Consider the following 15,358-nt stretch of genomic DNA (forward strand, 5'->3'; position numbering starts at 1 on the left):
TTTTGTACTAAAATCTATGATTTTCTTAAGCTATGGCAACGTCTTAATTGATGTAATTAGGTCAAAACAATGTTTACGAAAAGTATGAAAAAAAATGATACTAATAAAGGGAGAGGCTTACAATGAAAAAAACAACAAAAGTAGTTACGGCATCTTTACTAGCATTAACAATTGCAGGGAATTCAATCCCATATAATGTATTTGCAGAGGAAGTAGTTACAGTTGAAGATACTCAGCTACAAGATTCTGAGATGGGAGACAATATAGATTTGTTTCAGAATCGGGCACAACAGTTGATTTCTGATAAACTTGCACTTGATATTTATGCAAATACAATATTAGCACAAGGAACTATTAAACAGATTCAGTTTAATGACGATGATGGGAAACTAGTAACAGTTCCTATTGATATACATCAAGCAACAGCCAAACAAAATGCCTCTTATTGGAGAGATGACCTTGAACCCAAAATGATTAAACTGAACAACGATATAAGGTCTTCTGCTGATGACTTTCAGTACTATTCTGATTATGCTATTGAATATTTAAATTCATCAGATATAGATAGTGCAAAAGAAATGATAGAAGCTATGATTGATGAAACGAATGACAACGTAACAAATGTAAATAACACGATTGAAGACATGAAAGCCTTTAGTACTGACCTTACTAAGGATTCAACAGATTTAAAAAGTGACAAAGACCAACTTGATACATGGCTAGGGAAAAATGGGGAAGATGGTTATGCAATTGATCAATTAAATAAAGATATTGCAAACTTTGAAAAACAGATGGATTCACTTAGACAACAAGAATTAGATGTTGCTCTCGCTTCTGCTGGAGCTGGAGTAGCGTTATGGATAGGAGCAGGGGTAGTGCTAGCTGTTGCGCCTGAAACATCTCCATGGATTATTGGAGGTATGGCTGCTGGTGGGATACTAGCAGTTGGGGGAGGAGTCGGTACATCAGTTGGTGTTTATCAATCAAAAATTAATGATGTTAAGCGGGAGTACATCGCAGCAATGGATGAATTAACTGATTTACAAAAACAATCAGCAGGATTTAAAATTGCCGAAGAACAAGTTAGTTTAATGGTTGATAAAATAGACAAAGCGATTGTAGCACTTAATGATGTAAAAGATACGTGGGTTACTTTACAAAATGACTTAGGTTATTTACTTGATCACCTGACAACTGCTGATACTAATGTAGAAGATAAAATCTCAAGAGCTAAAGCAGAGCTTAAGATATCTCAAAGTAAATGGGCAGCTGTTTATGCAGATACAAATTTACTAAACACATTTGGCCAAGCTGTATCTGTTGCTGATCTTGACGCTTACCAATTTGATGCACCAACAAATTTAACAGCAAATAGTAGTAACGCTTCAGTTACTTTAAATTGGGACAAGCCGACTTTTGCTTCAAAAATTAACGGAGATAATATCACGTATGATGTCTCACTTGATGGCGTAGTAAAACAAAGTAAACTAACAAATACAAGTGTTGTATTATCAGGAGATAATGCTCCTACAGGTGAACACACTTATACAGTTAGGGCATTTGATGGCACAGTTTATTCAGATGTAGCAACAATAACAATTACAAATTAACAATATGAGCTGCCCCGTATACAACTTTAATTAAAAGTAAGGGGCAGCTATAAATTATTCATTGCATGGATAAGCCCAGTTAAAATAGTGAAAAGGAGATAAGGTAAATGGAAAATAATCGGTATTACAGCATGTTAGTGTCTCTGAAGTACGGGTTACTTATCGCATGGGTGATCTCCATATCTTTTGTCCGAATGAATGAAATTGTAGGTGTACTTGGTTTATTATTAGCTTTCATTTATGTATTAATTTTGATTTATTTAGTTAAGGATACGAGAAGGAATTTTACAAAGAAATTTCCTATTATATTTCTTCAATTATTAATTACTATTATCCTTGTTTCTTTTAGTGTATGGAGTCTAGCTAATATTTAGTAGGTTCATATGAAGAGTCCACTTTTAGTGAAGGGGTGAGGATTTTGAGAAGAAAGTATTTTCCACTATTGTTAATTGCAATGTTTTTTCTTAATACGGTAATGACAAATCATTCATACGCTGCTGAGGTCGACTCTGATACGACTGTAATAACAAATGCTGAAAATGATATATCTATAGACCCTGTACAAATACAAGATAATGTTAATAATTTGTCTCATATGATTCAGCAGGTAGAAGAATATGCACTAGCAATTAAAGAAAAAACGATTGAAGATGAACTAGGTTCAAGTGCTAGTTTTGCAGACCATCAGCTAACATCTAAAGAGCATGCTGATACATGGTTATACGATATAAATAATCAAATGTATAAGGTTGTTAGTGATGTGGTCGATTATAGCAACGATTTTGAGCAAGCTTATACACAAGCCAAGGAACTTATTAGTGAATTGAATGATCATGCTGGTGCTAGTAATCAGTTAATATCATTACTATCAGACATGAAAGGTAAAGTTGCTGAAAAACTAGCAACAATTGATGAAGTTCAACCTAAGTTAAATAGCTTTGATGCTGATTTAACGAATGATGTTACTAACTTTACAGATGACTATAATGAGGTAGGCTCGCAAATATCTCATGATCAAAATGAGATCAAAGCACTTCAGAATGAAATAGATGATCTAAATAAGAAAATGAAAGAGAAAACACCTGTTACAACTTGTAACTATTACGGGTGTACCGTAACATATGTACAAAAATATGATAATACTCAATTACAGAAGGACAAAATAAGTGATCAAAATGATATTGACAAATTAAATGATGAAATTAACACATTAAGTAACTTTCAAAATGAAATACAATCTTTGATCGACAAAATCAATACTGTTGCAAATAACCTGACATTTACAAATATTAGGGATGCATGGGTAGTTCTTGATTATAGCTTTGAACAACTAATTAATGTCTTAAATAAAACCGATGTTGATAATCATCCGGCTCTATTAAACCCACAAATGGACATTGCTAACTCTAGATGGAAAGATATAAAGGAAGTTGCTCTCACACTCCAGCAAAGTATGGTTTTTAATGAACCATATAATAAATTTACGCCACAATTGATAGATCACTTTCGAAATGTGCTCATTAATCCAAATGAGTATACGATTGAAGCTGTGGTAACACCTTATGAATTAACAGACTTTGAACGTGTTTTTCAAGCTCATAATGAAAATAATGGAAAGAAAACAACGATATTTTTTAATAGCAATGGTAGGATTTCTTTTGAAGCGGTTGGAAATTCTTATGATAGAATCAACTCTAGCGATGGTGTAGCACAAGTTGGACATCAAATTTTTGTAGCTATGACTTATAGTATGAATGATGATGGACAGCATGTAACTAAAGCTTTTGTTAATGGCGAAAAAATAGGTGAGACAGTTTCATCATCATTATCTTATATTGACGATGTTATGTATATAGGGTCAACTGATGGAAAAACGAATGTCTTTAATGGGGCATTTACCAATTTGCGTATCTCGAATATTGCTCGAACTGAAAATGATATAAAGTTAGATTATGAGCAAGGTGTAAGCAAAGATATTAATACTATTGTTTATATGGATTCAGATAATACGCTAGAAATTACTTATAATGAGCATCATCAAACTGATACAGATAGTACGATTGATATATCTAAATCACCAAAAGCGGTAAGTTATTATTATGTGGATGCTGTAAAATTTGTATTTACTCCTAAAGAAAATAAAGATCTATCAGGAGTTAGTATTAGCTATCGGTTAAATAATGATACTGTGATAAATGAACGTATGCAGCAAATGTCTGATGGGACATGGATCTACTATGTTCCTATAAAAGATGGGGATAGAATAAAATATTCATTTTCTTACGGATTAAATGAAAATGGGCTTCAGTACAATGAACATACAGACCAGTATATTTATACTGTTCCTTATAACTCTTATCCTACTGCATAATCTAGATAAAGGAGAAAATAATATTCTAAGCAAAATATAACGCTCCGTTCTTAATTGAGCGGAGTTCTTTTGAATGTTTGTGTATGACATGCTATGTGTTGACGATTTTGTACTCGATAATGGTGGTGTGAATAATACGCTAGAGAGTTGGTGTCCTAAGCCAAAAATTCACTTTATTACGAAGAGGTTAGTTTGATGTAAAAGCAATAGCTTCTGGAGCACCTCCAACAAGAACATTTGCAATGATTGAATGAGATTTTGTATCTATAACTGCGACAGTATTTTGCGAATCACACCCAACGTATGCTAATTTCCCATCTGGAGTAAATTCCACAAAACGTTGACCGCTGTCTACTAGGATTGTAGCTATAACTAAATGAGATTTTGTATCTATAACAGTGACTGTTGTGCCACTTAAAGTACCGACATATGCAAAATTGCCATTTGGTGATATAGAAATATTATTTGGTCGGTTATCATTATTTCCTACAGGAATAGTACTGATAACGGATTGAGTTTGTACGTCAATTACTGAAACAGAACCTATATCATTTGAATTTGAATTTACAACATAGGTTAGTTTTCCATCTGGTGTAATAGCTAAACTGGCAGGTTCTATTCCGACGCGTAGCGTAGTTATATGAGTTTGCGTTTTCGCATCAATAACAGATACGTTGTTAGATGAAAAGTTTATAACATAAACGAGCTTTCCGTCAGGTGTTATTGCTGCACCAATCGGTCTAGCTCCAACGGCTACATTCGCAATCACTGAATGTGTCTTCGTGTCGATGACCGATACACTACCTATATTAGCATTATTCACTACATAAGCTAATTTCCCATTAGGTGTAAAGGCAAAAGCTTCTGGACGTATATTTACGGGCACAGTTGCAATAACTGAGTGTGTTTTGGTATCTATAGCTGATACGATATTTGTCCCACTAATAGTCGCATAGGCGAGTTTTCCATCAGGTGTGAAAGATATATCAACGTTTTGTGAGAAGAAACCAGCAGTACTACCAATTTGCATAGTAGCGATTATGGAATGTGTTTTTATATCAATGGCGGATACTAAACTAACTGCATTAGTTATATCTGTAATTAAAACATAAGCGAGTTTTCCGTTCGGAGTGATGTTAATATTAGTTGGAATATTACTAAAAGGGATTGTGGCGATTGTGGAGTGTTTTTTAATATCAATAACAGACACAGAACCTGAGTTACCAATGTCATCGTTGTTTACTACATAAGCCAAAACCATCATACTTACCTCCTTACAAATGTGCAATCCTCATTCATGAATATAGATCAAGAGTTAGCCTGGACTGGGAGTAGGATTAGGAATTTCAAAAGGCAAACGGTACGTTGAGGCGTGTACTTGGTCGCATGTGGTAGTGATGTTTGTATGGGCTGTGAATAAGAGTTAGATAGACAGGATATACTGACTTACTGGTTGATAAGCCTTTTCGGACTCCCTCCGAAAACAGCCCCGTTCGCATTGAGTGGGGCTAATTCGGTGTGAAGGCCAAATTAAATGGATTAGTACCAGCTGGAATGGAGGCGATGATAGAGTGCGTTTTAACGTCAATGGCTGTTACAGTGCCCGGGTTATTATTATTCGGGAGATATGCTAATTTTCCATCGGGAGTGAAATTGATAAAAAGACCAGTACCGGATAAAACGTCGGTATCTATGTTAGAAATAATTATGTGTGTTTTCGTATCAATAACACAGATAGCATTAGTCACGTTATTACTTATTACTGAAAAATAAGCAAATTTTCCATCGGGTGTTACAGAGACATCAAATACAAGGCCTCCTGTCTGAATCGTCGCAATTACGCTATGCGTTTTAACATCGATGACTGACACAGTGTTATCAAATATATTAGTGACGTAAGCAAGCTTTCCATCTGGTGTAAATGCTACTCTAAACGACATGATTCCAACTGAAATAGAAGCAATAACAGAATGCGTCTTTACATCGATAACTGAAACTGTAGAAGGGTCATTTCCATTAGAGCCAGTTACATAAGCGAGTTTACCATTGGGAGAAAGTTTTGTATCTTGCAGGGTTCCTTCAACATTTATAGTTGCTATAACGGAATGAGTTTTCACGTCAATAACGCATACAGTACTCGGATTTGTCACATAGGCGAGTTTTCCATCAGGAGTAAACGAAATATAAAATGGGCCATCACCAACCTCCACAGTAGCAACCACACTGTGTGTTTTTACATCAATTACCGAAACTACAGTATCTCCACGTCCCGTCACATAAGCAAGTTTACCATCAGGTGTAAATTCAACGAAAGCTGGCCTCGCACCCACTTGAACAGAAGAGATAACGCTATGAGTTTTCGTATCAATAACGGATACAGTCACACCACCACTATTGGTGACATAAGCGATTTTACCGTCCGGTGTGAATGCAACATCTTGAGGATTCATACCGACTGACATTGTAGCAATCACGCTATGAGTTTTCGTATCAATAACCGAGATACTACCACCGTCTATATTTGTTACATAAGCCAGAACCACCGAGCGACCGACCTCCTTTACTAATTCGTATGTTTTAATATATGCTCAAATATTAATCGTGAGTATTGAAAAAGCCCCGTTCATAATTAAACGGGGTAAATTACTAGTTCAGCAAGGCGAAGCTTTCCTTCGCTACATATTATTTATGTTCCAAGGCTTGCCGATGTTTGTATTAATAACTAATGTAGCAAAATTCATACCAAAATTCCTTCAGTAAACCACACTTGTGGCCTTTTTCCCATGTTCAATTACGTTTTTAACCGCATTCTTAATCATTTGTTCGCTAAATTTCAGATTCATAATGAAAGTCCACGATTAATTCTCCGAATGTGTCATAATTTGTTCCTCCATTTGCTACGTATTACTTACGCAACAAAAGGGCCTTATTTTCGCTAGCACTATGCAGCGTGGACAATAGGAGCTGTTTTCTGCCCCAAGCTAGCGGTAAGTCATTGGACATACAAAATCCCGCCAATGTTGATGTGACGGGATTTTTGTAAGTTTTATCGTATAATGGAGCATAGCGGGCTCGAACCGCTGACCTCTACACTGCCAGTGTAGCGCTCTCCCAGCTGAGCTAATGCCCCTTATATGGAAAATGATAGCATGAATTCTGAACATAGATCAATAGCCATATTTTTAGAATGTAAAGTGACGTTACAGGCTCTCTATTTCAATACTGCTCACACCTGGGATTTTTTGAACTGTATAGTACACATCTGTTGTATAGCGTTTTTGATCGACGGTTATTTTCATTTGGATCAACTTAGTTTCTTCAGAATCTTTAATCCGAATATGCTTTAGTGTGATTTCTTCCTGTTGAAGGCTAGTAAGTATGTTTGAAACTTGGGTATTGTCTTGAACGATGAGTTTAAGTAGAATTTCTTTTTCACGTAGTTTTTTTGGACCTAGTAAGCCAATTAAGATGGGTACGATTTCAACACTAATGATGAGTAAGATAACGCCTGCAATTGCTGCCCAATAAAAGCCTGCTCCTACAGCGATACCTATGCCAGCAGCTCCCCATATCATTGCAGCTGTCGTTAATCCTGAAATACTGTCATTTCCTCTCCGTAATATAACACCAGCACCTAAAAAGCCAATCCCTGAAACGATTTGAGCAGCTAAGCGCAATGGATCCATTGTGATGCGATTGCTGTCCGGAAATTGGTAAGCAGACTCAATTGATACAATCGTTAATAAACAACTTACAATAGATATAACAAGACTTGTCTTTAACCCAACGGGTTTCCTCTTCAATTCCCGCTCTAAACCTATAATCAAGCCTAAAATGGCGGATAAGCCTAGTTGTAACAAATGAGAAGTTTCAATCATAAAGCATCACCTTTAGATAAGTATTTTAGAAGAGAAATATACATTCGTATGTTAAAATATTTTACAAGTACAGTATTTGTAATGATAAGAATTTTCTAATCATTTAGATATTACTTAAGGGATTGAGCATTCAATAGTTTTTTTTACATCGCTTGTTGTTAAACGTATTAATACTTAAGCATGGAAGCAACTCTAACTCAAAAGGCTGACTCAAGTAACAAAACTATTTAACAATTTCTAATTTAATAACAATAGTAACAATGTTAACGAAAAGAGCCAATTAATAAAATATACGATTTTATTTAGGAGGCATTGGATGAATATTTTGATCTTTGGTCTTGTGTCATATTTACTTGGTACGATCATGACAGGCCTTTTTGTAACCAAGTTTTACGCAGGTGTTGATATACGAGATCATGGAAGTGGAAATATTGGTGCGCGTAACACCGGACGTATTGTTGGAAAAAAAGGTTTTATTCTTACGTTCTGTGGTGATGCATTAAAAGGAGCAGTTGTTGTTGGAATTGCAAAACTGCTGTCATTTTCACTAGAATTTCAATTGCTTTGCCTACTACTTGTTGTAATAGGTCATATTTGGCCTATCACACTTCGTTTCAAGGGTGGAAAGGGAATATCAACATTATTAGGTGGATTGATTGTGTTTGATGAGCTAATTTGTTTATTGTTGTTAATATTCTTTTTCGTTTGTTATTTAGTTATGCGTAGTTTTACACTTGCTGGTTTAGCCGCAATTTCTTTGTTGCCACTAATATTGTTATTTCTAAATTATTCAATACTGAGTGTTGTTATTGCAATATTTATTGTTTTAATTATTATTTTTGCTCATAGAGATAACATTTCCTTGAAATGGAAAAAGTAGGTATTAAAACTTAAGGTGTCGATCCAAGATAAAGAAAAGTTAATTATATATTTCCCGTTATTAATAACCTCATAATTTATAAACGGAGCTGATGGATATGGGATACATTTATAAAGTTGCAAAAAACGCTGATGAATTGAATCAAATTCATTCCTTAAACTATGAAACTTTTGTAGAGGAAATTCCACAACATGGTTCGAATAAATCAAAGGAATTAGTAGACCAATTTCATGATGAAAATACATACCTAATATGTAAGCACCGAGATGAAGTAATTGGGATGGTTGCTTTGCGACATAATAGGCCATTTTCATTAGACAAAAAGATAGGGAAAATAGAAGGACAGTTACCTGTTAATGCTTATTTTCCATGTGAAATAAGATTGTTAGCTGTAAAAAAAGAGTATCGTAATGGGCGGGTGTTTGTAGGGATTGCTCAATTATTAGCTAGGTATTGTTTGAAAAAAGGGTATGATCTAGCTGTAATATCGGGAACAACTCGCAGAGCTAAATTATATGCTCAATTGGGCTTTCAGCCATTTTCACAGCTCGTAGGGAAAGAAGATGCTTATTTCCAACCGATGTATTTAACTAGAGATACATTTGAAGAATCAGTGGCTGGACGTTTGATGCCGACAATGAAATCGTTTCTACCCGGACCTGTATCTATTAGAGATGAAGTTACAGAAGCGTTAAATGAAAAGCCGATTTCTCATCGATCTACTGAATTTCATAAATTATTGAGTAAAGTAAAAGGGAAACTATGTAATTTAACGAATGCTATGAATGTACAGTTGCTAATGGGGACTGGGACACTAGCAAATGACATGATAGCTATGCAATTAAAGCTAAACAGAGGAAAAGGGCTAATCCTTGTAAATGGTGAGTTCGGAAACAGGTTAGTAGACCATGCTAATAGATGTGGGCTGCAATTTGATATGATAGAAAAAACGTGGGGAGAACCGTTTTGCTCAGAAGAAATTAAAAGAAAAATACACCAATCAGAATATTCATGGTTATGGGCAGTTCATTGTGAAACATCTACAGGAATGATAAATGATATTGACGGACTTAAAGAACTGAGCACAACACATAATATTAGACTGTGTTTAGATTGTATAAGTACGGTCGGGATCATACCTGTAGATTTGGAGGATGTTTTTTTAGCCTCAGGGGTAAGTGGGAAGGGATTAGGAGCTTACACTGGCATATCGTTTGTCTATCACAATAAATCAATAAAATCTTCTCCACTTATTCCGAAATACTTAGATTTAGGTATTTATATCGAAAATGAAGGAGTGGCTTTCTCTTACTCATCCAATTTATTACATGCACTTCATACTGCATTAGATAGCTATGAAACATTAGAAAAGTTCACTCATATACGTAAACAATATTCGTTCATACGATCAGAAGTGGAGGGCATAGGCTTGAAGATTTTGGTAGATGAAGAGTTTTCATCACCAGGTATTATGACAATCGTTGTTCCCTCGCACTTGCTTTCTACCGATATAGGAGATGAATTATATATACAGGGATACTATCTTCATTATGAAAGTAGCTATTTAAAAGCGAATAATTGGCTGCAAATTGCCTGTATGAATAGATATGATGACCAAGACATAGAGAATATGATAAAACATTTAAAAAACGGGATAGGTCATATTAACCATTGTGTGTAACATTTCCCACCAACTGTCGTCTATTGTTATGAGAGTATAGGGGTGCCCTTAGACAATTTTCAGAAAGGTGGAACAGAAATGAAGAAGTTCTCTGTAATTAGCTTTTGTATAGTAGCGTTAAGCTTTCTGTTTGGCTTGTTCTTTTATCAATTTCGTCCAGCCATTGCGAGTGACTTAATAGATCTTAATGAACAATCAGTCGTCTTACCAAATAAAATGTGGGAAATTTCATTTTCATCACCAGTGGATGAATCAACCATTTCTTCACAATCTGTCTATATAAAAAATAGCCAGAATAAAAAGGTTGACGTTAGTCTACTGTTAAGTGAAGATAATAAGCTATTAACGATTACTGCTCCAGCAGACGGCTATGAAGTGAAGGAGGACTATACACTTGTTATTACTTCGGAAGTCGCTCTAGAGTCCGGGAAACGATTACCTTCTAATACGACATTTTCTTTCACAGTCATACCTGAAATCCCTACAATTGGATCAAAAGAAGAGCTACATGAATATTTCCAAGACATTATTGATTTCTATGAAACGAACAGAGATATGACAGTTATGGAAGAAAAGGCAGATGCTGAAGTATCTACATTATCAGAAGGCAATTCGTATTCAGAAACGAATAATCAAGTACAAGGTGTAGATGAGGCGGATAGAGTAAAAACTGATGGAGAATTTATTTACCATATTTCTAACCAGGATGTGATCATTACAAAGGCCGTTCCAGCGGATGATATGGAGGTAGTGGCGACTATTTCTAACAAGGAGTTTTCTCCTTCACAATTATTTATTGAAGGTGACAAACTAATTGTAATTGGCTCAACTTACGGTACACAATATTATGAGGAAGCAAAAAGGAGTTTAATTGCTCCTATAGAGCAGGTCACAAACGCATATGTATATGATATAACTAAACGTGATAATCCAATAGAAGTGAAAGCAGTTTCTTTAGAAGGAAGTTATGTAACAGCGAGGAAAGTGGATTCAATTATCTATCTCGTGGCTAATCAATATCCTCATTATTGGATAATGAAAGATGAGGAGCAAATTGATTTACGACCAAGTTATTATGATTCAGCTGTGAGTGATGATTTACAAATGGTGAATTATGATGAAATAAGTTATATTCCGGATTCAAAAGAAGCCAATTATATGATGATAGGAACGTTTGATGTAAAAAAACCTGATGAAGAGATGAAAGTAACAACTTGGTTGGGTAGTGGACACAATATCTATATGTCTAAGGATAATCTCTATGTAGCGGTTACTAAGTTTCCGATGATAACTAATTTCGAAAGGCTCATGGAAGAAACATTTACACAAAGTACTGAAATATATAAATTCTCAATTGATGGTTCAGATGTAAAGTTTTATAGCTATGGTGAAGTTCCTGGAACAGTATTAAATCAGTTTTCTATGGATGAAGCTGAAGGGTATTTTCGTATTGCTACAACTTCAGGCCAGGTGTGGAGTGATGAACGCCCGTCCTCAAATAACTTATATGTTTTGGACGACAAAATGACCACAGTAGGTTCATTAGAGGATTTAGCAATGGGTGAGCGAATTTATTCAGTTAGGTTTATGAATGACAGAGCTTATGTTGTCACATTTAAACAAGTAGATCCATTATTTGTTCTCGATTTGAGTAATCCTAATAAGCCAGCTGTATTGGGAGAATTAAAAATCCCTGGATTCAGTAACTATTTACATCCTTATGACGAAAATCATATTATCGGCTTTGGGCAAAATACTACACTCATTGCTAATAAAGATCCGAATTTAGAGCCTAGAGTTATAACAGATGGAGTGAAAATTTCACTTTTCGATATTACTGATGTAACAAATCCACAACAAAAATTCACAGAAATTATTGGAGGTAGGGGAACTTACTCACCATTGAATTATGACCATAAAGCATTACTATTTAACAAGGATATGAACTTATTCGCGTTTCCAATTGCAGTTTATAATAACAAAGTAGATAGTGAATTTGAACAAATCTTTTCATTTCAAGGTGGATATATATATCATTTAGATTTGGAGAATGGTTTCCAGTTAAACTCAACGGTAACACATCAACAAGATAATATTTTGTACCCAGATTGGGAGAACGAAATATACCGACTTATCTATATTGATAATGTACTATATGCTCTATCCCCTTCAACCATTACAGCACACAATTTAGGTACGCATGAAGAGATTAATAAGGTTCTAGTAAAGTAGTGTGTGATCAGTTAGTATTTTAGTAAAGCTGTTTTTCGTATTGATTATTGCTTTTCGTTCTATGGTATGAGCGCGTATATGTCTTATGTTCGTGTATCTTTTCTACTATTATAATTGTTGAGCTCTTAAAATATTTCATCTTGTTTGTATAGTAATGCTGCTTTCGCAGTGATTGTTGTTTTTCATATTAAGAAATAAGCACGTAGTCAACTAGCGTTCGTGGCACCTTTTCTACTGTACAAGAATGACTAACCATGTAAAACCACTTTTTTGGTACCAATTTGATAATATTAGCAACAAAGTTTACGAGAAGAACGTTAAGTAAAAATAAGTTAGCTGAGGGTCTGAACCAATTTTGGTATAGACCCTTTAGCTTAGCTCTTTAGATATTGAAGGGGAATATGTGTGTGCTAGTCTAGTTTATGTTTATTGTTCAATAAGTTATCGTTACAAGAGAAAGGGTTATTATGAAAAAATTAATCTTAAATCCTTATGCTGCACTTATTATAGGGGTTATTTCTGTTTCTACTTCTGCGGTAATCGTAAAAGTCATTACAGCACCGGCACCTGTTATCGCATTTTATAGGATGCTGTTTGCAGTTCTATTTATTTCGCCAATTTTCCTGATTAAAAATATGAAAGAAATGGCTCTCATGTCTAAGCGAGAATGGATATATTCAATTGGAGCAGGTATTTTTTTAGCTTTTCATTTTATCCTTTGGTTTGAATCTTTGCAGTATACATCTGTAGCGAGTTCTGTTGTATTTGTATCACTTCAACCGTTATTTGCATTTGTAGGAACAATGGTGTTTTTTCAAGAAAGAATAACATTTAAAGCATTTATGACTGGTTTGTTAGCTATTATCGGTAGCTTTATTATTAGCATAGGGGATTTAAGACTAAATGGTAGTGCACTGCTTGGAGATATACTAGCTATCTTTGCGTGTGTTATGGTTACAGCTTATTTGTTATTAGGTCAGTATACTAGAAAACGCTTAGCAGTCATTACATATACTTTTGTTGTTTACGGAGTGAGTACGATCACATTATTTATTTATGTAGTGTTACTAGGTTATCCATTATTGCAATACCCGACGGCTGATTGGTATTACTTTTTATTGTTGGCAATTGTTCCAACCTTGCTTGGACATAGCCTTTTTAATTGGACGTTAAAGTGGTTAAGTACGGCAACTGTTTCAATAGGTATTTTATTCGAACCAGTAGGAGCCTCAATTTTGGCATACTTCATTCTAGGTGAACAAGTGATTTGGACACAAGTAATAGGTGGTGCCATTATCATTTTTGCAATTGCGTATTTTATAGTAGAAAGCAATGCAAGAAGGTTTGGAAAGTCAATCAAATAGTAGTTTTTGATATCAAGTAAAAGCTGTAGTACATTTGAGAAGGCTGTTTTCGCATTGCTTGTTGATTTTGTTACGAGGAAATAAACATGTATTAAAACAATAGCAACAAAGTTATTGAAAAGAGTCATTACATTATATAGTTTTTATTACCTATGTTAGCAATAATCATTTTAAATGAGTTAATGGAATGAGTAAGTCTTATTTCTTTTCGATACACTGACAAAGCTTTGTAATTAGGTCTTGATGTTTGAGATAACAGGTATGCAGACTCGAGTGATCCCATTCTCCTTCTTTTATTTAGTGCTTCTATCATTTCTTCAGCAGTCTTTATTCCAATCCCATGCCCGAAATATAAATCGTCTTCAAGAACAATCGCGTTTTCACCTTGCCACTCAGGTGTAGCAGGATTATAGTCTGGGTTGTTAAAATAAATACAATCACCTGGTAGAAAGTCATTCCCTGCTTTCGTTATTAAACCTAAATCTTTATCGTAATGCCAATCATAAAGGGTAAGGTTCGCAAATAATCTATTGAAATCTTGTTCATCAATTGATTCTAATAGTGCTTTATAAAAGGTTATGACCATAGCCGTTGCACATTCAAAAGCATATTTTACCCCGTTGTTAAAAATATCTCGAATCCCTGTCGATGGTTTAATTCCTTCTTTTAATTCAAAGGCACCCATATCTGTAAGATCCCAATACTCTTCATTACATTTTGAATTTGCAAAAGTGGCAAACTTTACACCACTTTCAAACAAATCTTTTGCTGCTTTAACAGTTTCACTTCTAACATGTATTTCAAATTGAAACTGTTTAATATTATCATATACATATCTTTCTGGATAGTAAGCCATTTTATTAATGATCTCTTGTTGTGGACCAGAGAAATAATTTATATCTAAATCGATTGGGTCAAATAGCGTATCGTTTATAATAATCATTTTATCTCCCCCTTATACAAAATAGCTTTTAGTGCCTACATATCATATATATGATATAAAAAAATAGTTACTACAAGATTTAATGTTATAAATTGAGTTACACTTTTTTAAAACAATATTCTTTTTCTTTAAAAACATGTTGCATTAAGATAATTATCGTGATATATTATTTCTTGTCGCTGTTAGTAAACAGCTACTTCAGAAAAAATAAAAAAACATATTGACACTCAAGTGTTGAAGATGTTATATTAATTAAGTCGCCTCTGAGCGATAACACAGAACAATGTTCTTTGAAAACTAAACAAAGCAAAAGCGTCAACGTTAATTTTTTGAACAAATGAGCAATCAAACTTTATTGGAGAGTTTGATCCTGGCTCAGGACGAACGCTGGCGGCGTGC

Annotated in this window: 12 protein-coding genes and 1 tRNA gene; 8 read left to right on the forward strand and 5 right to left on the reverse strand. The window is 34.6% G+C overall.

What is annotated here, in order from left to right:
• The first annotated feature begins 122 nt into the window (after positions 1 to 122).
• The 4 genes from SLH48_RS08905 to SLH48_RS08920 all read left to right on the forward strand — a co-directional run bounded on the left by SLH48_RS08905 (position 123) and on the right by SLH48_RS08920 (position 4,177).
• A complete protein-coding gene (locus tag SLH48_RS08905; protein ID WP_320257865.1) occupies positions 123 to 1,610 on the forward strand; it encodes an HBL/NHE enterotoxin family protein in 1,488 nt (495 codons plus the stop codon).
• Positions 1,611 to 1,717: 107 nt separating this feature from the next.
• On the forward strand, positions 1,718 to 1,984 hold the full coding sequence (locus SLH48_RS08910; protein ID WP_320257866.1) for a hypothetical protein: 267 nt from the start codon (positions 1,718 to 1,720) through the stop codon (positions 1,982 to 1,984).
• Between the two features lie 44 nt (positions 1,985 to 2,028).
• Complete coding sequence (locus SLH48_RS08915; RefSeq protein WP_320257867.1) at positions 2,029 to 3,981, forward strand: HBL/NHE enterotoxin family protein; 1,953 nt, start codon at positions 2,029 to 2,031, stop codon at positions 3,979 to 3,981.
• 73 nt (positions 3,982 to 4,054) lie between these two features.
• The gene (locus SLH48_RS08920; RefSeq protein WP_320257868.1) at positions 4,055 to 4,177 is read left to right on the forward strand and encodes a hypothetical protein; all 123 of its coding nucleotides are present in this window, start codon (positions 4,055 to 4,057) and stop codon (positions 4,175 to 4,177) included.
• On the opposite strand, the gene SLH48_RS08925 is transcribed toward SLH48_RS08920, so the two are convergent.
• The 4 genes from SLH48_RS08925 to SLH48_RS08940 form a co-directional block, all read right to left on the reverse strand.
• On the reverse strand, positions 4,169 to 5,242 hold the full coding sequence (locus SLH48_RS08925; protein ID WP_320257869.1) for a cytochrome D1 domain-containing protein: 1,074 nt from the start codon (positions 5,240 to 5,242) through the stop codon (positions 4,169 to 4,171). The genes SLH48_RS08920 and SLH48_RS08925 overlap by 9 nt on opposite strands.
• Positions 5,243 to 5,489: 247 nt before the next feature.
• A complete protein-coding gene (locus tag SLH48_RS08930; protein WP_320257870.1) occupies positions 5,490 to 6,524 on the reverse strand; it encodes a cytochrome D1 domain-containing protein in 1,035 nt (344 codons plus the stop codon).
• A gap of 514 nt (positions 6,525 to 7,038) precedes the next feature.
• Positions 7,039 to 7,111, reverse strand: a tRNA-Ala gene (locus tag SLH48_RS08935).
• A 70-nt stretch (positions 7,112 to 7,181) separates the two neighbouring features.
• Positions 7,182 to 7,859, reverse strand: a complete 678-nt coding sequence (locus tag SLH48_RS08940) for an MgtC/SapB family protein (protein WP_320209485.1) — start codon at positions 7,857 to 7,859, stop codon at positions 7,182 to 7,184.
• A 316-nt stretch (positions 7,860 to 8,175) separates the two neighbouring features.
• Here SLH48_RS08940 and SLH48_RS08945 point away from each other — a divergent pair, with 316 nt between their 5' ends.
• The 4 genes from SLH48_RS08945 to SLH48_RS08960 all read left to right on the forward strand — a co-directional run bounded on the left by SLH48_RS08945 (position 8,176) and on the right by SLH48_RS08960 (position 14,016).
• Complete coding sequence (locus tag SLH48_RS08945) at positions 8,176 to 8,739, forward strand: glycerol-3-phosphate acyltransferase (RefSeq protein WP_320257871.1); 564 nt, start codon at positions 8,176 to 8,178, stop codon at positions 8,737 to 8,739.
• Positions 8,740 to 8,836: 97 nt separating this feature from the next.
• Positions 8,837 to 10,420, forward strand: a complete 1,584-nt coding sequence (locus tag SLH48_RS08950; protein ID WP_320257872.1) for an aminotransferase class V-fold PLP-dependent enzyme — start codon at positions 8,837 to 8,839, stop codon at positions 10,418 to 10,420.
• Positions 10,421 to 10,498: 78 nt separating this feature from the next.
• On the forward strand, positions 10,499 to 12,652 hold the full coding sequence (locus tag SLH48_RS08955) for a beta-propeller domain-containing protein (protein ID WP_320257873.1): 2,154 nt from the start codon (positions 10,499 to 10,501) through the stop codon (positions 12,650 to 12,652).
• A gap of 467 nt (positions 12,653 to 13,119) precedes the next feature.
• Complete coding sequence (locus SLH48_RS08960) at positions 13,120 to 14,016, forward strand: DMT family transporter (RefSeq protein ID WP_320257874.1); 897 nt, start codon at positions 13,120 to 13,122, stop codon at positions 14,014 to 14,016.
• Between the two features lie 127 nt (positions 14,017 to 14,143).
• On the opposite strand, the gene SLH48_RS08965 is transcribed toward SLH48_RS08960, so the two are convergent.
• The gene (locus tag SLH48_RS08965) at positions 14,144 to 14,959 is read right to left on the reverse strand and encodes a protein-glutamine gamma-glutamyltransferase (protein ID WP_320257875.1); all 816 of its coding nucleotides are present in this window, start codon (positions 14,957 to 14,959) and stop codon (positions 14,144 to 14,146) included.
• Positions 14,960 to 15,358: the final 399 nt, after the last annotated feature.

Origin of the sequence: Cytobacillus sp. IB215316 (assembly GCF_033963865.1) — a bacterium.
In the GTDB taxonomy this organism is placed as follows: Bacteria; Bacillota; Bacilli; order Bacillales; family SM2101; genus Nanhaiella; species Nanhaiella sioensis.

Excerpts from the sequence above, each read along its gene's own strand:
- SLH48_RS08950 (WP_320257872.1), top strand. The coding sequence starts at position 8,837 with ATGGGATACATTTATAAAGTTGCAAAAAACGCTGATGAATTGAATCAA.
- SLH48_RS08910 (WP_320257866.1), top strand. The coding sequence starts at position 1,718 with ATGGAAAATAATCGGTATTACAGCATGTTAGTGTCTCTGAAGTACGGG.
- SLH48_RS08905 (WP_320257865.1), top strand. The coding sequence starts at position 123 with ATGAAAAAAACAACAAAAGTAGTTACGGCATCTTTACTAGCATTAACA.
- SLH48_RS08925 (WP_320257869.1), bottom strand. The coding sequence starts at position 5,242 with ATGGTTTTGGCTTATGTAGTAAACAACGATGACATTGGTAACTCAGGT.
- SLH48_RS08955 (WP_320257873.1), top strand. The coding sequence starts at position 10,499 with ATGAAGAAGTTCTCTGTAATTAGCTTTTGTATAGTAGCGTTAAGCTTT.
- SLH48_RS08945 (WP_320257871.1), top strand. The coding sequence starts at position 8,176 with ATGAATATTTTGATCTTTGGTCTTGTGTCATATTTACTTGGTACGATC.
- SLH48_RS08965 (WP_320257875.1), bottom strand. The coding sequence starts at position 14,959 with ATGATTATTATAAACGATACGCTATTTGACCCAATCGATTTAGATATA.
- SLH48_RS08920 (WP_320257868.1), top strand. The coding sequence starts at position 4,055 with ATGTTTGTGTATGACATGCTATGTGTTGACGATTTTGTACTCGATAAT.
- SLH48_RS08940 (WP_320209485.1), bottom strand. The coding sequence starts at position 7,859 with ATGATTGAAACTTCTCATTTGTTACAACTAGGCTTATCCGCCATTTTA.
- SLH48_RS08960 (WP_320257874.1), top strand. The coding sequence starts at position 13,120 with ATGAAAAAATTAATCTTAAATCCTTATGCTGCACTTATTATAGGGGTT.